The organism is Herbaspirillum sp. LeCh32-8 (assembly GCF_017814915.1).
GTDB lineage: Bacteria > Pseudomonadota > Gammaproteobacteria > Burkholderiales > Burkholderiaceae_D > Herbaspirillum.
In genome coordinates this window covers 101,381-118,869 of sequence record NZ_JAGIPZ010000012.1, presented here as the reverse complement: position 1 = coordinate 118,869, position 17,489 = coordinate 101,381, and the positions used below count along the sequence as shown (strand labels likewise).

The following is a 17,489-nucleotide window of genomic DNA, read 5'->3' as shown; positions in this document are numbered from 1 at the left end:
GCCGCGTCGGAGCGTCGGTTCGCTATCTCATTCAGCCGGCAGACCTTGGGGTAGCAGGGGGCGAAGAGGTTGATGGGCGGTCGATTACTTCGTGGGATACTGCTCCCGCATCACCCGCTTGTTGAGCTTGCCCACGCTGGTACGGGCGAGTTCGGGCACGAACTGTATGCGGTCCGGGACGCCGTAGCGTGAGATCTGGCCGCTGCCGGCGGCGGCCAGCACGTGTTGGCGGATGTCTTCTTCGGTGATGCCGACCGCGTCCTTTTTCAGCACCACCAGCGCCAGCGGGCGTTCGCCCCATTTGCCGTCGGCGATGCCGATCACGGCGGTTTCGGCCACCGCCGGGTGGCGCGCGATGATGTCTTCGATCTGCAGCGAGGAGACCCATTCGCCGCCGGTCTTGATCACATCCTTGATGCGGTCGGTCACCTGCAGGTAGCCGCGTTGGTCGATGTTGCCGATGTCTTGCGTGTGCAGCCAACCGCCACGCCACAAATCTTCCGAGGCGTCGGCCTGGTGCAGGTAGCCTTGCGTGAGCCAGGGCGCGCGCACCACCACCTCGCCGGTGCTCTTGCCGTCGCGCGGGCAGTCTTGCATGTCTTCATCCACGGTGCGGATCGCCACCAGCGGCAGCGGACGGCCGGTCTTGACGCGGATCGCGGCCTCCTGGTCGCCGCCCAGCTCGTCGCTGGGGACCTGCGCCAGGGTCAGGATGGGGCAGGTTTCCGACATGCCGTAGCCGGTGAAGACGTCGATGCCGCGCTCGCGTGCAGCCTTGGCCAGGCTGCCGGTCATGGCCGAGCCGCCGATGATCATCTTCCAGCCGGAGAGGTCGGCCTCTTTGGCCGCCTCGCAGCCCAGCACCATCTGCAGGATGGTCGGCACGCAGTGCGAGAAGCTGACCTTCTCGCGCGTGATCAGCTTGCAGATGGTGTCGGGGACGTAACGACCCGGATAGACCTGTTTCAGCCCGGCCATGGTGGCCACATAGGGCAGGCCCCAGGCGTGCACGTGGAACATCGGCGTGAGCGGCATGTAGACGTCGTCGCGGTGCAGCCGTCCCTGCTGCGGCGCCAGCGCCAGGCCGGCGGTGGCGCCCAGCGTGTGCAGCACCAGCTGGCGGTGGCTGAAGTAGACGCCCTTGGGCAGGCCGGTGGTGCCGGTGGTGTAAAAGGTGGTGGCGCGGGCGTTTTCGTCGAAGTCGGGGAAGTCGTAGGCCGGCTCGGCCTGCGCCAGCAACTCTTCATATTCGCCGGCAAAGCCCGGGCCCTTGGGGCAGGGCGTGGCGTCGTCGGTGAGCAGCACGCAGCGCGTGAGCGTATTGAGCTCGCCGCGGATCTGCTTTAATACCGGCATGAAATCGGAATTCACCAGCAGCACGTCGGCCTGGGCATGGTTGAGCGTGTAGGCAATCTGCTCGGGCGACAGGCGCACGTTCACGGTCTGCAGCACGCAGCCCATCATCGGCACGGCAAAGAAGCATTCGAGGTAGCGGTGGCTGTCCCAATCCATTACCGCGACCGTGTTGCCGGGCTGCAGGCCGATCTCGCCCAGGGCGTTGGCCAAGCGTTGCACGCGACGGTAGAACTCGGTGTAGCTGTGGCGGCGGTCGTTGTAAACGATTTCCTGATCGGGCGCAGTGACCAGCGCGCTGTGCAGCAATTGCTTGATCAGCAGGGGATAGCCATAGGCCGAGGGGGTGGTGCTGATGAGTTGGGGCATACCGTCTTCTCTCCACTATAACGACGTCATCTGGCGTGACGCCTGTCCTTTGAATAAGCGTCAGATAATACCGCCAACGGTAGCCCCAAATTGTCTCGAAGGCGACGAAATTTACATACGGCAATTCGTCGCCCCCCGCATCAGCGGCCCGGCCTCAGGGACGCTCTTGCAAGGACATCACCGTCAGCGCGCCGTCCACGCGGTCGGCGGTGAAGCTGATCTTCTCTCCTTCCTTGGCGCGCGCCACCAGTTCGGGCGCGGCCTTGAACACCATCGTCATGCCCGCCATCTGCAGGTTGGGGATGTCGGCATGGCGGATGGTCAGCTTGCCGGCAGCGGCGTCGACCTTGCGGATTTCGCCGTCGACCGGCGGGCGGCTGTCCTGCGCGGCGGCGGCCAGCGCGCTCAATGTCAGGTTGGCGCCCAGCAGCAGGCGGGCGATTACGGTGCGGATTGTCATGTTGTCCTTTCGATCATGGGTCGAACAGCTGATGCGGCCGAACCGGTTCAGCCGGCCACCGCGTCGTAGCGGTGATACACCGCCGTCTTGCCGTCCCGGCCGACCAGCAGCACATCGTAGGCGGCGCGCGCATTGGGCTTGCGCGGGTCTTCCATGCCGGGTGAGCCGGCCGGCATGCCTGCCACGGCCAGGCCGACGGCGGCCGGCTTTTCCTTCAGCAGGCGCAGGATCTCGGCGGCCGGCACATGGCCTTCGACCGCATAGCCTTCGACCCGGGCGCTGTGGCAGGAGGCGAAGCGATCCGGCATGCCGAAGCGACGGCGCCAGACGCCGGTGTCTTCGACGTCGGTGGCGTCGACCTGAAAACCGCTGGCCTGCAGGTGCGCCACCCATTGGTGGCAACAGCCACAGTTGGCGTCCTTGTAGACGGCGATGCGCGGTCGTTCGACCGGCTTGCCGCTCGCCCGCGCCGTCAGCACCGTCAGCGCCGGCAGGGTGAGGGCCGCCAGCGCGGCCAGGGTGAAGTGTCGTCGTTGCATGCTTGTCCTCTCGTTGAGCGGTTCAATGGTGTTCGTGATGAGGGCCGGGTTTGGCCGTGCCGATGTCGGCGCCCGTACTGCCCCGGCCGTCCGGCGCGAGGCTCGGCGCCGGCGCCTCACCCGTCCATTCGTAAGCCACGCTGCCGGCCGGCGCGCGGTACCAGCCGGGATCGCGGTAGTCGTTGCGCGCCAGGTTCTTGCGCACCTTCACGGTGCTGAACATGCCGCCCATCTCGATGGCGCCGTAGGGGCCGCGCCCGCTCATCATCGGCAGTGTGTTGTCGGGCAGCGGCATTTCCATGTCGCCCATGGCGCCGCCCTTGTCGCCCATGGCCATATAGTCGGGGATCAGCCGGGCGATCTTGCCGGCCACGGCCGATTGATCCACGCCGATCATGGTCGGCACGGCGTGGCCCATGGCGTTCATCGTGTGGTGCGCCTTGTGGCAGTGCAGGGCCCAGTCGCCTTCCTCGGTGGCGTCGAACTCGATGGCGCGCATCTGGCCCACGGCGATGTCGGCGCTGACTTCGGGCCAGCGCGAGGCCGGCGGTGTCCAGCCGCCGTCGGTGCCGGTGACGGTGAATTCATGACCGTGCAGGTGGATAGGGTGGTTGGTCATGGTCAGGTTGCCGATGCGGATGCGCACGCGGTCGTTTTGCCGCACCACCAGCGGATCGATGCCGGGGAAGGCGCGGCTGTTCCAGGTCCACAGGTTGAAGTCCAGCATGGTGTTGACCTTGGGCACGGCCGCGCCCGGTTCGATGTCGTAGGCGTTCATCAGGAACACGAAGTCGCGGTCCACACGCATCAGGTTCGGGTCCTTGGGATGGGTGACCCAGAAGCCCATCATGCCCATGGCCATCTGCACCATCTCGTCGGCGTGCGGGTGGTACATGAAGGTGCCGGCGCGGCGCGCGGTGAATTCGTAGACAAAGGTCTTGCCCGGCGGGATGCCGGGCTGGGTCAGGCCCGCCACGCCATCCATGCCGTTGGGCAGGCGCTGGCCGTGCCAGTGCACCGAGGTCGCCTCGGGCAGCTTGTTGGTGACGAAGATGCGCACCCGGTCGCCCTCGACCACCTCGATGGTCGGCCCCGGACTCTGGCCGTTGTAGCCCCAGAGATTGGCCTTCATGCCGGGTGCGATCTCGCGCACCACCGGCTCGGCCACCAGGTGGAATTCTTTCACGCCGTTCTTCATGCGCCAGGGCAGGGTCCAGCCGTTCAAGGTGACCACCGGCTGGTAGGGGCGGCCGTTGGCCGGCGCCAGCGGCGGCTGGGTCAACGGGCTTTGCTGCAGCGGCGCCTCGGGCAGGCCGGCGGCGCCGGCGCGGCTCACGGCCGAGGCGGTCACCGCCAGCGCCGAGCCCTGCAGGAAGGCGCGGCGGCTGATGTTGGTGTTGCTCATGGTTGGATTCCTTGTGGGTTCGCTGTGTTGACCGGGCCGCCCAGCGCCAGCTGCAAGGCGGCGTCGGCGATCCAGAAATCGCGTTCGGCGTCGATGGCGGCATTGACGGTGGCGGCCTGCTCGCGGGCGTCGGCCAGCAGGTCGAACACGCTGATGAGCATGCCGTTGTAGCGCAGCAGGTTTTCTTCCGACATGCGTTGGCGCAGCGGCACGATGCCGTCGCGGTAACGGCGCGCCAGCGCATAGGCGTCTTGCCGCTCGCGCCAGGCCAGGCGGGCTTGCGCGCGCGCATCCAGCGCGGCGGCGGCGAGCCGGTTGGCGCCTTGCAGGTAGATCGCCTCGGCCTTGGCCACGCGCGCCTGGCCCCAGTCGAACAGCGGGATCTCGATGTCGATCTGGTAACCGATCTCGGGCGCCTTGCCGGTTTCGGTGGTGCGCAGCGCGCCCAGGTCCAGCACGTTGATGAAGCGGGTGGCGCGGCTCAGGCCCAGCGAGCCTTGCAGCCCTTCCAGCTCGGTGCGCGCGGCCAGCACGTCGAGCCGCTGCTCCACCGCCTGGCGCTCGACGTCGATGGCCTCTTCAATCTGTTTGGGCAGCGCGGGCAGACGGTCCGGCAGCGTGAAGGCGGGCGGCATGCCCAGCAGGCGCGCCAGCGTTTCCTTGTCCTGTTGCGCTTCGCGGCGCGCGCGTTGCAGGCGGGTTTGCGTCTCGGCGTAGAACAGCTGCTCGCGCGCGGCGTCGAGGCGGCTGACGTTGCCGCGCTCGGCCATTTTCGCGGTGAGCTCATGCGCGGCCTCGGCGGCTTGCTCGACCTGCTCCTGGTAAGCCAGCCCCTGCTGCGCGGCGAGCGCCTTGTAGTAGGCCTGGCGCGTTTGCGCAGCGGTAGCCAGCACGCGCGCGGCCAGTTGCAGGCGCACCTGCTCGAAGCGGCGCGCCTCGATGCGCGAGGCGGCCGGCAGGGTGATCAGCTGCATCAGGCCCAGCGTCAGGCTGCGCTCGATCTTGATGTCGCCGCCGGCATGCGTGCGGGCGAACGAGAAGCCGGGATTGGACAGGCGGCCGGCCTGCACCAGATCAGCCTCGGCCACGCCCAGTTCGGCGAAGGCGGCTTGCAGCTCGGGGTTGTTGATGAGCGCGATCTGCACCGCGTCGTCGGCACTGGCCAGCCGGCCGGCGGGCAGCAGTTGGTGCACGCGCGCTTCGGCGCGGCGGGCGTCTGCCGGCGTGCGGTTCCAGGCGGGCGCGGCGCCCAGCCTGGCAGCGGAGATGTCCTGCACCCGGCCGAAGCCGCCGTCTTGCGACAGCTGCGCGCAGCCCGCCAGCAGCGCGCAGGCGACCAGCACGCCGGCGCGCAGGGGATGTGAAGCAAAGGGGATCATGAAAATCCTCGTCTGATGATGAGCGTCATCCGCCGCGCATCAGGCGATGACGCGGCAGTGCATGCGCGCGCCAAGGCGCGCGTTCAGCGATCAGAGGAGGGCCGGCGGCCGGTCGGGATTTTCCGGCAGGAAGCCGACGAAGCCGGAGGCCGGCAGCGCGATGAATTCGCGCGAGGGGAGATTGGGGGCGGGCGGCGCGTTCAGCGCCAGCGGCAGTAGCGCGCCGGTGGTGCAGGCGGCGCAGTAGCTGCAGGAGGATTTGTGTTGCGCGTGCTGTGCGTGCGCGGGGTGGTCATGCGCGGCGTCGGCCAGTTGCATGGATGGCATGTCATGGCCGGCGTGACCGGCGTGGGTCGACGGGCTTGCGTGATGCTCATGCTGGTGAGACGCGGCCTGCATGGGCCGGGCCTGGGCATCCTGATGCATGTCAGCCATCCGGTGCGCCTCATGCGCTGCAGCTGCAGCCGCGCTTTGTACCATCGCCGGCGCGCACGCCTGCAGCACGGCGGCGAAACCCTGGACGGGGATCGCCAGCGTCAGCAGCCACAGCAGCAGGATTTTCGCGCGCAGGATCATGGCCGCCAGTATATCAGCCTCGCGCCGGCACTCCCCTGACCAGGCGCAAGCCGTTGAACACCACGATCAGGCTGGCGCCCATGTCAGCGAACACCGCCATCCACAGCGAGCTCATGCCGGCCAGCGCGAGCGCCAGGAACACTGCCTTGATGCCCAGCGCGATGGTGATGTTCTGCACCAGCACCGCGTGCGCCTTGCGGCTCAAGCGGATGAAGTCGGGGATCTTGCGCAGGTCGTCGTCCATCAGCGCGACGTCGGCGGTTTCCAGCGCCGTATCGGTGCCGGCCGCGCCCATGGCGAAGCCGATCTGCGCGCGCGCCAGCGCCGGAGCATCGTTGATGCCGTCGCCCACCATGCCGACCTGGCCGTGGCGTGCGGCGAGTTCCTCGATGACCCGTTTCTTGTCATCCGGCAGCTGGTCGCCGCGGGCATCCGCGATGCCGGTCTGGGCCGCGATGGCCTGCGCCGTGTGGGCGTTGTCGCCGGTCAGCATGACCACGTTCACGCCCAGGCGCTGCAACTCGGCCACCGCTGCGCGGCTGGTCGGGCGCACCGTGTCGGCCACCGCCACCAGCAGTTCGGGGCGTGCGCCGCGGCACAGCAGGGTGGTGGTCTTGCCTTGTTTTTCGAAGGCTTGCAGGCGCGCCTCCAGCTCGGGGCTGCACATGCCCAGCTCATGCACCAGCCGGTGGTTGCCCAGGTAATACAGCTCGTCGTCGATGCGGCCCTTCACGCCGCGGCCGGCCAGCGCCTCGAATGCGTCCACCTCCTGCGCCGCCACGCCCTCCTGGGCGGCAATGGCGCGCGAGACCGGATGGTCCGAACGCGCCGCCAGCGAAACGGCCAGGCGCAGCAGCGCGTCCTGGTCGGCGGCCGCGTCCAGCGACACCACGTCGGTCACCACGGGCTTGCCGAAGGTGATGGTGCCGGTCTTGTCCAGCGCCAGCGCACGCAGCTTGCGGCCCTGTTCCAGATAGACGCCGCCCTTGATCAGGATGCCGTGGCGCGCCGCCGCCGCGAGACCGCTGACAATGGTCACCGGGGTGGAGATCACCAGCGCGCAGGGGCAGGCGATCACCAGCAGCACCAGCGCCTTGTAGAACCAAGGGTAAAAGGCCGCGCCCAGCAACAGCGGCGGCAGCCCCGCCACCAGCACCGCCATCGCCACCACGACCGGGATGTACCAGCGCGCGAAGCCATCGACGAAGCGTTGCGTCGGCGCGCGCTGGCCCTGGGCCTGCTGCACGCTCTTGACGATGCGCGAAAGGGTGGAGTCGCCCTGGGCGGCGATGACGCGCAGCTCGATGGCGCCATGTTCGTTGATGGTGCCGGCGAACACCGGGTCGCCGACCTGCTTGGCCACCGGGATGCTCTCGCCGGTGATCGGCGCCTGATTGATACTGGTGCTGCCGCTGGTCACCACGCCGTCCAGCGGCACGCGCTCGCCGGGGGCCACGCGCACCAGCGCATCGATGGCGACCTCGCGCGCGGCCATGCTGCGCCAGGCGCCGTCGGCGCCGCGCACAGTGGCCACGTCCGGCGTCATCGCCATCAGTCCGGCGATGGCGTTGCGGGCGCGGTCCAGCGAGAGTGCCTCGATCATCTCGGCCAGCGTAAACAGCACGATCACTACCGCCGCCTCCGGCCACTGGCCGATCACGGCGGCGCCGATGACGGCCAGCGACATCAGGAAGTTCATGTTCAGCGAGAAGTTGCGCAGCGCGATCCAGCCCTTCTTCAGCGTGCCCAGGCCGCCCAGCGCAATGCCCAGCAGCGCCAGCGCGATCACGGGCAGCGAGCGCTCGTCGCCGCTGGTCCAGGCCACCAGCTCGGAGGCCAGTGCGGCGAGACCGGCCAGGCCGAGCATGATCCAGCGCCGCGCCGGGATGCGATAGGCCGCGGCTTGGTCGGGGGCGTCAGCACCGGCGGCGGCGTCCAGCGAATCGGATTTGACCGCCGGCAGCATGTCCAGCGCCTTCAATGTGGCCACGATGGGGGCGATCGACGGCAACTGGTGCTGCACGGTCAGCTCGCGCTGGATCAGGTTGAATTCCAGCGCGCCCACGCCATCCATGTGCGCCAGGCGCTCGCGGATCAGTTTTTCCTCGGTGGGGCAGTCCATCTTCTGGATGAAGAACACCGCCTGCTCGGCCTGGCCGGACAAGCGTCGCGCCTGCGGCATGGCCAGCGGCGCGCCGGCGGGCGTACCTGCGCAAGCGTGGCCGCTGCAGCAGCCGGCGGCCGGGGCGGCGCGGGAATGTTCGGACGGGTGGTCGTGGGCATGGCTGTGGCCTTGATCGTGATGATCGTGGTCGTGGTTGTGTGTGTGTCCATGCTTGTGTTCGGCCATCGGGCTCTCCTTGTGCGACAGATCTTTATCCGGGGTATATTAAAAACCCTGGAGTAGCTACAAGGTCAAGTGAAGGAGAAATTCATGGACAACCTCAAAATAGGTGAGCTCGCCGGTCGTGCAGATTGCCCGGTGGAAACCATTCGTTATTACGAAAAGGAAGCGCTGCTACCCGAGCCTACTCGCTCGCAGGCCAATTACCGCTTGTATGGCGAGCGCCATGTGGAGCGGCTGCAGTTCATCCGCCATTGCCGCTCGCTGGACATGACGCTGGACGAGGTGCGCGAGCTGCTGCGCCTGCGCGACGCGCCCGAGCAGAATTGCGGGGAGGTCAACGCGCTGCTGGACAAGCACATCGGTCACGTGGCCCAGCGCATCGAGCAGTTGAAAGGATTGCAGCAGCAATTGCACCTGCTACGTGCGCAGTGTGATACCGATCAGCCGGCGCGCGATTGCGGCATCCTGCAGGGCCTGGCCAACATGCCGGACGATGCGAGGCCGGCTAACCTGGGCAGCCACGGCGGCGGCTGCCACTGAGCGTCCTTGCCGGCCAAGCGTCGGGCGAACTCAGCGGTCCAGCCAGGCCATCACTTCCCCGATCACTTCATCCGGTTTTTCCCGCTGCGGGAAATGCCCTGCGCCCTTGATCAGCACGCGCTTGTAGGCGTCGCCGAAGAACTTCTCTTTTCCCTCCGAGGTGACCGGATGGTTGGCGCCGTCCTCGCTGCCGTGCAGCATCAGGGTCGGCACCATGATGCGCGGCGTGGCGGCCAGCCTGGCGTCCAGCTCGGCGTAGTCCGGATCGCCCGCGACGAAGCCCCAGCGATGGCGATACGAGTGCAGGCAGATGTCGATCCAGTCGGGATTGTCGAACGAGGCTGCGGTGTTGCCGAACTCGCTGTCGGCAAAATTCCAAGACGGCGACCAGGTATTCCACATGAAACGCGCGAAGTTGCGTCGGTCTTCGCACAGCTCGGCCTCGCCGCGCGGCGTGGCGAAGAACCAGTGGTACCAATAATTGCGCGACTGCTGCAGCGACAGTTTCTGGTCGGCGGTGTTGGTGCCCCAGCCGACCGAGAGGGTGATGCAATGCGCGATGCGTTCCGGCGTCTGCGAGGCGGCGATGTAGGCCGCGCGTGCACCCCAGTCGTGGCCGATGACCGAGTAGCGCTGCAGGCCGAGGGCGTCGGCGAACGCCATCAGGTCGGCCCCCAAGGCGGCCAACTGGCCGCTACGCGGTGTCGTGTCGGAGAGGAATCGGGTCGGCCCGTAGCCGCGCAGGAAGGGGCGGATCACGCGATAGCCGGCCGCACGCAGGGGCTTGAGGAAGTGATCCCAGGTGCGTACATCGTCCGGCCATCCATGCACCAGCACCACAGCCGGGGCATCGACTGGCCCGCTCTCTTCATAACCCACGCGCAGTTTGTCGGTATCGATGAAACTCAGATGGTTGGTCTGGGGCATGGCAGGCGATCTCCGGTGGGTGCGGCTCGACTTGCTGGACTTGCGGGAAAATTACTCTTTTATTGTAACCATCATGGCAGCAGCGCTGCCGACCCGCAATGTCAAAACGGCCGGGGCGAATGAAAACTCCTCATGCATGGGCAGCTTAACCGGATTCGGGCAATGCGGCCGAGGCCCGCTCAGGCTGCTGACTTGCCGAGGATGCAATCCATCATCCAGGCCGTATGCGCGGCGCTGTCGCCGCAGGACGGATGGCGCGCGCCGCCGGACAGGTGCGCGCACATGTTGGCCACATGGTGCAGCTGGATGTGCGGCGGGTTGGCGATCTCCATGTTTTCAACGCCGCCGGCGGTGATCAGTTGCAGGGGATGTTCGTCGAACACCGAGAACACGATCTTGCCGCCGCTGCCGGTGATCTCGACCCGGTCGGCCCGCTCGAAGCTGCCGAAGTGCCAGCTGCCGCTGCCGGTCACGCCGTTGCGGTAGATCCAGCTGGCCGCCACCGCGTCGCGCGCGCTGTACAGGCCCTGCTGGTTGGTGCTGCTGCCGGTTGCCTGCGCCACCTTGCCGAAGAAGTGGCAGAACAGGTCCAGGCCATGGCTGGCGAGGTCGTCGAAATAGCCGCCCGGCGCGATGCTGGCATCGGTGCGCCAGCGGTAGGTGCCGGCCAGGTCGTCGGGGCCGGGCGTGCGTGCCAGTTGCCAGTGGATGTGACGCGGCGCGCCGATACGGCCCTCGGCCAGCCAGGCGCGCACTTGCTCGAAGCGCGGTAGCGAGCGGCGGTAGTAGGCCACGAACAGCGGCACGCCGGCCTGCTCGAACGCTGCGAGCATGGCCAGGCATTCGGCGTGGCTGGGCGCCATCGGCTTTTCCACGCAGCAGGGTTTGCCGGCGGCGGCAACTTTTCGCGCGTAGTGCAGATGCGTGTCGGGCGGGGTGGCGATGTAGACGGCGTCGATGTCCGGATCGTTGATCAGCGCATCGGCGTCGTCAAACCAGCGCGGCACGCCGTGGCGCTGCGCATAGTCGGCCGCCAGCGCGGCGTCGCGTCGCATCACCGCCGCCAGCGTGAAGCCCGGCGTCTGTTGATAGGCCGGGCCGCTCTTGCGCTCGGTGACGGCGCCGCAGCCGATGATGCCCCAGCGCAGCGCGCTCATGCCGCAGCTTTCGGGACATCGACGCAGCAGCCGTGTTCGCTGCCCAGCGCGTCGAGAATGGGGCAGTCGGGGCGATTGTCGCCGTGGCAGTCGTGGGCCAGCTTTTCCAGCGTCGACTTCATGGCCTGCAGCTCGCGGATGCGCTGGTCGAGCTCGCCGATGTGGGTCTCGGCCAGTTGCTTCACCTTGCGGCTGGAGCGCGACTGGTCCAGCCACAGGCCGATCAGGTCGCCGATCTGCTTCATCGCAAAACCCAGCTGGCGCGCCTGGCGGATGAAGCGCAGCAGGTGCACCTCGCGCTCGCCGTAGACGCGGTAGCCGGCGTCGGTGCGGCCGGCCTTGGGGATCAGGCCGGTCTCTTCATAGTGGCGGATCATCTTGGCCGAGACGCCCGAGGCGGCGGCCGCTTCTCCGATGTTCATGTCATTGCTCCTTTCCCGAGCGAAGGGGACGATGCGCTTGCCAGCGGCGCAGCAGCAGGGCGTTGCTGACCACGCTGACGCTGGAAAAGGCCATCGCGGCGCCGGCCAGCATCGGGTTCAACAGGCCCAAGGCCGCCAGCGGGATGCCGACCAGGTTGTAGATGAAGGCCCAGAACAGGTTCTGGCGGATCTTGGCATAGGTGCGGCGCGAGATGTCGATGGCGTCGGCCGCCAGTCCCGGGTCGCCGTGCATGAGCGTGATGCCGGCCGCCTGCATGGCCACATCGGTGCCGGTCGACATGGCGATGCCGACATCGGCCGCGGCCAGCGCCGGCGCGTCGTTGATGCCGTCGCCGACCATCGCCACCACGGCCGGTTTGCCGTCGCGGCGGCGCAGCTGGTCGACGGCTTGCGCCTTGTCGACCGGCAGCACTTCAGCCCGGAAATCGGTGATGCCCAGCTCGGCTGCGACCTGCTGCGCGGCGCCCCGGTTGTCGCCGGTCAGCATGACGCTGGTGATGCCGAGTTCGCGCAGCGTGCGCACGGCGTCCCGCGCCTGCGGCTTGACGGCGTCGCCGAAGGCCAGCAGGCCGATGATGCTTGCCGCGCCGTCGTCCACCCGCGCCAGCCAAGACAGCGTACGGCCTTGCTGTTCCAGCGCCTGCGCGCGCGCTGCCAGCGCCGGCGAGTGTGCATCGAGTTCCTGCATCCAGCGGCTGCTGCCCAGGCAATAGCGGGCGCCGTCGATCACGCCTTCGATGCCGCGTCCGGGTACGCTGCGCAGCGCGTTGGCCTGCAGGCGCGGCAGGTCCTGTCGTGCCGCCGCGGCATCCACCACGGCGCGTCCCAGCGGATGCTCGCTGCCGGCCTGCAGTGCGGCCGAAAGCGCCAACAGTTGCGTTTGATCGTCGCCATCTTGCGCTTCAGTCTCGGTCAGGCGCGGCCGGCCCTCGGTCAGCGTGCCGGTCTTGTCGAAGGCCACCACCGTGGTGCGATGCGCGATCTCCAGCGCCTGCGCATCCTTGATCAGGATGCCGTGGCGCGCCGCCACGCCGGTGCCGGCCATGATGGCGGTGGGCGTGGCCAGCCCCAGCGCGCAGGGGCAGGCGATCACCAGCACCGCCACCGCGTTCAGCAACGCCTGTTCCCAGTCGCCCGCGACCAGGCCCCAGCCCAGCAGCGTGACCAGCGCCAGCAGCAGCACCGCCGGCACAAACACCGCGCTGACCTTGTCCACCAGGCGCTGGATCGGCGCCTTGGCCGCCTGCGCCTGCTCCACCATGCGCACGATGCGCGCCAGCACGGTTTCGGCGCCGATGGCGGTGGTCTCGATCAGCAGCACGCGCTCGGCATTGATGGCGCCGGCGGCGACCTTGTCGCCGGGCTCCTTGGCCTGCGGGCGACTTTCCCCGGTCAGCATGGCCTCGTCCAGGTGGCTGCGTCCCTCGCGCACCGTGCCGTCGACCGGCACGCGCTCGCCGGCGCGCAGCACCACCAGGTCGCCCACGCGCACCTGCGCCAACGGCACGTCGAGATCCTTGCCGTCGCGCCGCACGCGGGCGGTGTCGGGACGCAGCGCGTTAAGCGCGGCGATGGCGTCGGCGGTCTGGCGCTTGGCGCCGGTCTCCAGCCATTTGCCTAGCAACACCAGTGTGATCACCACGGCCGAGCTTTCGAAATACAGGTGCGGCGCCGCCATGCCATGGCCGGCCATCTGCGTCGCGTTCAGCCATTGATACAGCGACAGGCCGTAAGCCGCGCTGGTGCCCAGCGCCACCAGCAGGTCCATGTTGCCGGAGAACGCGCGCAGCGCGCCCCAGCCGGCGCGATAGAAGCGCCAGCCCAGCCAGAACTGCACCGGCGTGGCCAGCAGCCACTGCCACAGCGGCGGCAAGTCGAATCGGATGCCCAAAGGCATCAGCAGCATCGGCAAGACCAGCGGCAGCGACAGGGCGGCCGCCAAGGCGACCGGCCACCACGAGGGCAGGGCGGCTCCCGATGCTTTCTGTGGGCCGGCTGTTTCATGGAGCTTGGCCTGGTAGCCGGCTTTTTCGATAGCGGCGATCAGCGCGGGCAAGGGGGCGTCGCCCAGCGTGGCGATGCTGGCGCGTTCGGTGGCCAGGTTCACGCTCACCCCGGACACGCCCGGCACTTTCTTCAACACCTTCTCCACGCGCGTGACGCAGGAGGCGCAGCTCATGCCTGAGATCTCCAGCTCGACCTGTCCCGCCTTGACGCGATAGCCGGCCTTTTCCACGGCAGCGGCCAGCTGGGCCGCGTCGACATTGCCGGCGGCATGTGCGGTGGCGCGCTCGGTGGCCAGGTTGACGCTGGCGTCGGCCACGCCTGGCACGGCGCGCAAGGCCTTCTCGACGCGGTTGACGCAGGAGGCGCAGCTCATGCCTTCGATGTCGAGGCTGAACTCGCGGGTGGCGGACGAAGTGGCAGGGGACGCAGTGGAAGAAACGGCGGAAGTCATGGAACACGCTCCGTGGCGGCAATGGACACGACGCCATCATCATCCTTCCCATCATGGGAAGGTCAAGCGGCATTTTCGCATGGATACGACAAACGGGTGCTTGACCTTGCCACAATGGGAAGGTTTAAGCTTGCCCCATCATTCGTCATTTTTGAAAGGAAACCGCCATGAGCACCACCTTCACCGTCAACGACATGACCTGCAACCATTGCGCCGGCGTCATCACCAAGGCCGTCAAGGATGTGGACGCGAACGCCAAAGTGGAGATCGCCGTGGCCGACAAGCGTGTGGTGATCGACAGCGCATTGCCCGCGCAGGAGTTTGCGGAGGCGATCGAAGAGGCGGGTTATACGCCGGTGGCGGGCTGAGCGGTTTGCCGGTCATTGCGGCGCAGGACGGGATCCGGCGCCGCTTGTCATGTGTTGACGCACGCTGAACGGCACTGGGCCCCTGCTTTCGCAGGGGCGACAGGCCAAGGTTGGCTCAACGTCCCTTGCCGCTGCTTTCTAAGCAGGAATAACACGCCCCATCGCCGTCGCCCCTGCGAAAGCAGGGGCCCAGTGTCGTTTGTCTCGCCCCGACCAGCGTCGCCCGGTTCACCTGTCGTCGGCTACGTCCCGACAACCCTCATTCAGCTCACTTGCTCAACAACCGCATCGCCCGCTCCAGCCCGTCAATGGTGAGCGGATACATGCGATCGCTCATCAGCTGGCGGATCAGCGCGATCGACTGGCGGTATTGCCACAGTGCTTCGGGCTCGGGGTTGAGCCAGGCGAAGCGCGGGAAGGCGGTGGTGAAGCGCTGCAGCCAGGCGGCCCCGGCTTCGGCGTTGTTGTATTCCACCGAGCCGCCCGGCTGCACGATCTCGTAAGGGCTCATGGTGGCGTCGCCGACGAAGATCAGCTTGGTGTCCGGCGTGTATTTGCGCAGCACCTCCCAGGTCGGAAAACGCTCGGCGTGACGGCGGCGGTTGTTCTTCCACAGGTAGTCGTAGACGCAGTTGTGGAAGTAGAAGAACTCCATGTTCTTGAATTCGCTACGCGCGGCCGAGAACAATTCCTCGGTGCGCGCAATGTGATCATCCATCGAGCCGCCGACGTCGAACAGCATCAGCACCTTGATATTGTTCCTGCGCTCGGGCTGCATGCGGATGTCGAGGTAGCCGGCATTGCTGGCGGTGGCGCGGATGGTGTCGTCCAGCGCCAGTTCTTCCTCGGCGCCTTCGCGCGCGAAGCGGCGCAGGCGGCGCAGGGCCACCTTGATGTTGCGCGTGCCCAGCTCGCGCTCGCTGTCGTAATCCTTGTACTCGCGCGCATCCCATACCTTGACCGCGCTGCGGTTGCCACCCTTGCCACCGATGCGCACGCCTTCCGGGTTGTAGCCGCCGTGCCCGAACGGCGACACGCCGCCGGTGCCGATCCACTTGCTGCCGCCTTCATGGCGTTCCTTCTGTTCTTCCAGCAATTCCTTCAGGCGGTCCATCAGTTTGTCGTAGCCGAACTTCTCGATGGCGGCCTTCTGCTCGGGCGTGAGGTCGCGCTCGAGCTGCTTCTTCAGCCACTCCAGCGGGATCTCCGGTTTCTTCTCGAAGAGGGCGTCGATGCCCTTGAAGTAGGCGCTGAAGGCGCGGTCGAACTTGTCGAAATTGGCCTCGTCCTTGACCAGCGTCAGGCGCGAGAGAAAATAGAACTCGTCCACCGAGGGCGCGATGACCTGCTTGTCCATCGCCTCCAGCAAGGTCAGGAATTCGTTGATCGAAGCCGGCACGCCGGCCTCTTTCACGGTGTAGAAGAAATCGATCAGCATGGATATTTACATTGACGGCTCAACGTCCCAGCTTGAACTGGAGATGGCGCCGCACTGCCGGCCATTCGGATTCGATGATGGAGAACACCACGGTGTCGCGCAGCGAGCCGTCGGGCATGCGCTGGTGGTTGCGCAAGATGCCGTCCTGCTTGGCGCCCAAACGGGCGATGGCCGCGCGCGACTGCTGGTTCATCCAGTGGGTGCGGAACTCGACGGCGATGCAGTGCATGTCCTCGAAGGCGTGCGACAGCATCATCAGCTTGCACTCGGTATTGATGCCGGTGCGTTGGGCGCTGGCGGCGTACCAGGTGGAGCCGATCTCGACCCGGCGGTTGAGCGGGTCGGCGTTCATGTAGGTGGTCATGCCGCACAGCGCGCCGGTGTCGTGGCGCCGGATCACGAACGGCAGCATGCTGCCTTGCTGCTGCAAGTGCAGGCGGCGCTCGATTTCGGCGCGCATGTTTTCCGGCTTGGGCACCGAGGTGTACCAGAGCTTCCACAGCTTGCCATCGGAGACCGCCGCGATCAGCGCATCGTGGTGCTCAGGATGCAAGGGTTCGACGTTGGCGAACTGGCCTTTGAGCGTGATGGGCGAAAGGAATTGCATGACGATCTCCCTGGACTTGTTGTTGTGGGCGGCCTAGCGGTTGTTACGCGACATGAAGACCAGCCGCTCGAACAGGTGCACGTCCTGCTCGTTCTTGAGCAGTGCGCCGTGCAGCGGCGGCACGGACGCTTTATTGTCCTTGTTGTGCAGTGCCTCGGGGCCGATGTCTTCGGCCATCAGCAGTTTGAGCCAATCCAGCAGTTCGGAGGTGGAGGGCTTCTTCTTCAGGCCGGCCACCTCGCGCACTTCATAGAAGGTCTGCAGCGCCTGCGCCAGCAGCTCGCGCTTGATGTTAGGGAAGTGCACGTCGACGATGCTTTGCATCGTCTCCTTGTCGGGGAACTTGATGTAGTGGAAGAAGCAGCGACGCAGGAAGGCATCCGGCAGCTCCTTCTCGTTGTTGGATGTGATCACCACCAGCGGGCGATGTTTGGCCTTGACCAGCTCGCGCGTCTCGTAGACGTAGAACTCCATGCGGTCGATCTCGCGCAGCAGGTCGTTGGGGAACTCGATGTCGGCCTTGTCGATCTCGTCGATCAGCAGCACCACCGGTTCATCCGAGGTGAAGGCCTGCCACAGCACGCCCTTGACAATGTAGTTGTGGATATCCTTGACGCGCTCGTCGCCCAGCTGCGAGTCGCGCAGGCGCGACACCGCGTCGTATTCGTACAGGCCCTGCTGGGCCTTGGTGGTTGACTTGATGTGCCACTGCAGCAGCGGGCGTCCCAGCGCGGCCGCTACTTCCTCGGCCAGCATGGTCTTGCCGGTGCCGGGTTCGCCCTTGATCAGCAGCGGGCGTTGCAGGGTAAGCGCGGCGTTGACCGCCAGTTTCAGGTCGTCGGTGGCGACGTAGTTCTCGGAACCGGTGAAACGTGCGGGGCGTGCGGAATGATCGGGCATATGCGCGGTCCTTGGTGATGTCTCGATGGGGAGGCCTCGCCGGCCTTGCGGCCGCGGCTGTCTTGTTCTTGGGACGGGCCGGCGCGCCGATGTTGCGATGCAAGACACAGCCCTGTCAATTTCAACGAGTATAAGGTAAAACCCCGCGCCCCTCAGGGGGCGTTGAAAAGCGCGGAATCGTCCCTATATACCCAATTCCGCATGCATAACGCTTACAAGAGAC

16 protein-coding genes are annotated in these 17,489 nt (G+C 66.8%); 2 read left to right on the top strand and 14 right to left on the bottom strand.

Annotated features, from left to right (window positions below):
• Positions 1-84: 84 nt before the first annotated feature.
• From J8I26_RS19055 to J8I26_RS19025, 7 genes are all read right to left on the bottom strand, one after another.
• Positions 85-1,722 carry a fatty acid--CoA ligase gene (locus J8I26_RS19055; RefSeq protein ID WP_209608677.1) on the bottom strand — a complete coding sequence of 546 codons (1,638 nt, stop codon included), beginning with the start codon at positions 1,720-1,722 and terminating at the stop codon, positions 85-87.
• Between the two features lie 154 nt (positions 1,723-1,876).
• Positions 1,877-2,182, bottom strand: a complete 306-nt coding sequence (locus J8I26_RS19050) for a copper-binding protein (RefSeq protein ID WP_209608676.1) — start codon at positions 2,180-2,182, stop codon at positions 1,877-1,879.
• 47 nt (positions 2,183-2,229) lie between these two features.
• Positions 2,230-2,721 carry a DUF411 domain-containing protein gene (locus tag J8I26_RS19045; protein ID WP_209608675.1) on the bottom strand — a complete coding sequence of 164 codons (492 nt, stop codon included), beginning with the start codon at positions 2,719-2,721 and terminating at the stop codon, positions 2,230-2,232.
• A gap of 22 nt (positions 2,722-2,743) precedes the next feature.
• A complete protein-coding gene (locus J8I26_RS19040; RefSeq protein WP_209608674.1) occupies positions 2,744-4,126 on the bottom strand; it encodes a copper oxidase in 1,383 nt (460 codons plus the stop codon).
• Positions 4,123-5,505: a TolC family protein gene (locus J8I26_RS19035; RefSeq protein ID WP_209608673.1), complete on the bottom strand. Its 1,383-nt coding sequence runs from the start codon at positions 5,503-5,505 to the stop codon at positions 4,123-4,125. Before J8I26_RS19035 ends, J8I26_RS19040 begins: the two co-directional genes overlap by 4 nt.
• Positions 5,506-5,595: 90 nt before the next feature.
• On the bottom strand, positions 5,596-6,081 hold the full coding sequence (locus J8I26_RS19030) for a hypothetical protein (protein ID WP_209608672.1): 486 nt from the start codon (positions 6,079-6,081) through the stop codon (positions 5,596-5,598).
• Between the two features lie 13 nt (positions 6,082-6,094).
• Positions 6,095-8,431: a heavy metal translocating P-type ATPase gene (locus J8I26_RS19025; protein WP_209608671.1), complete on the bottom strand. Its 2,337-nt coding sequence runs from the start codon at positions 8,429-8,431 to the stop codon at positions 6,095-6,097.
• 84 nt (positions 8,432-8,515) lie between these two features.
• Here J8I26_RS19025 and cadR point away from each other — a divergent pair, with 84 nt between their 5' ends.
• A complete protein-coding gene (gene cadR / locus J8I26_RS19020; RefSeq protein WP_209608670.1) occupies positions 8,516-8,968 on the top strand; it encodes a Cd(II)/Pb(II)-responsive transcriptional regulator in 453 nt (150 codons plus the stop codon).
• 30 nt (positions 8,969-8,998) lie between these two features.
• Here cadR and J8I26_RS19015 read toward each other — a convergent pair whose 3' ends face one another.
• The 4 genes from J8I26_RS19015 to J8I26_RS19000 all read right to left on the bottom strand — a co-directional run bounded on the left by J8I26_RS19015 (position 8,999) and on the right by J8I26_RS19000 (position 13,953).
• A complete protein-coding gene (locus J8I26_RS19015; RefSeq protein ID WP_209608669.1) occupies positions 8,999-9,895 on the bottom strand; it encodes an alpha/beta hydrolase in 897 nt (298 codons plus the stop codon).
• Positions 9,896-10,074: 179 nt separating this feature from the next.
• On the bottom strand, positions 10,075-11,052 hold the full coding sequence (locus tag J8I26_RS19010; protein WP_209608668.1) for a Gfo/Idh/MocA family oxidoreductase: 978 nt from the start codon (positions 11,050-11,052) through the stop codon (positions 10,075-10,077).
• The gene (gene cueR / locus J8I26_RS19005) at positions 11,049-11,474 is read right to left on the bottom strand and encodes a Cu(I)-responsive transcriptional regulator (RefSeq protein ID WP_209608667.1); all 426 of its coding nucleotides are present in this window, start codon (positions 11,472-11,474) and stop codon (positions 11,049-11,051) included. Before cueR ends, J8I26_RS19010 begins: the two co-directional genes overlap by 4 nt.
• A 1-nt stretch (position 11,475) precedes the next feature.
• Positions 11,476-13,953, bottom strand: coding sequence for a heavy metal translocating P-type ATPase (locus J8I26_RS19000; RefSeq protein WP_280868878.1), 2,478 nt, complete (start codon positions 13,951-13,953; stop codon positions 11,476-11,478).
• A gap of 167 nt (positions 13,954-14,120) precedes the next feature.
• Here J8I26_RS19000 and J8I26_RS18995 point away from each other — a divergent pair, with 167 nt between their 5' ends.
• Entirely contained in the window at positions 14,121-14,321 is a 201-nt protein-coding gene (locus tag J8I26_RS18995; RefSeq protein ID WP_209608666.1) for a heavy-metal-associated domain-containing protein, read from the top strand.
• A gap of 268 nt (positions 14,322-14,589) precedes the next feature.
• On the opposite strand, the gene J8I26_RS18990 is transcribed toward J8I26_RS18995, so the two are convergent.
• Genes J8I26_RS18990 through J8I26_RS18980 form a run of 3 tightly spaced genes read right to left on the bottom strand, consistent with a single transcriptional unit; the run spans position 14,590 to position 17,266 of the window.
• A complete protein-coding gene (locus J8I26_RS18990) occupies positions 14,590-15,759 on the bottom strand; it encodes a VWA domain-containing protein (protein WP_209608665.1) in 1,170 nt (389 codons plus the stop codon).
• Between the two features lie 19 nt (positions 15,760-15,778).
• Positions 15,779-16,366, bottom strand: coding sequence for a GNAT family protein (locus J8I26_RS18985; protein ID WP_209608664.1), 588 nt, complete (start codon positions 16,364-16,366; stop codon positions 15,779-15,781).
• 33 nt (positions 16,367-16,399) lie between these two features.
• On the bottom strand, positions 16,400-17,266 hold the full coding sequence (locus J8I26_RS18980) for a MoxR family ATPase (RefSeq protein ID WP_209608663.1): 867 nt from the start codon (positions 17,264-17,266) through the stop codon (positions 16,400-16,402).
• Between the last annotated feature and the right edge of the window lie 223 nt (positions 17,267-17,489).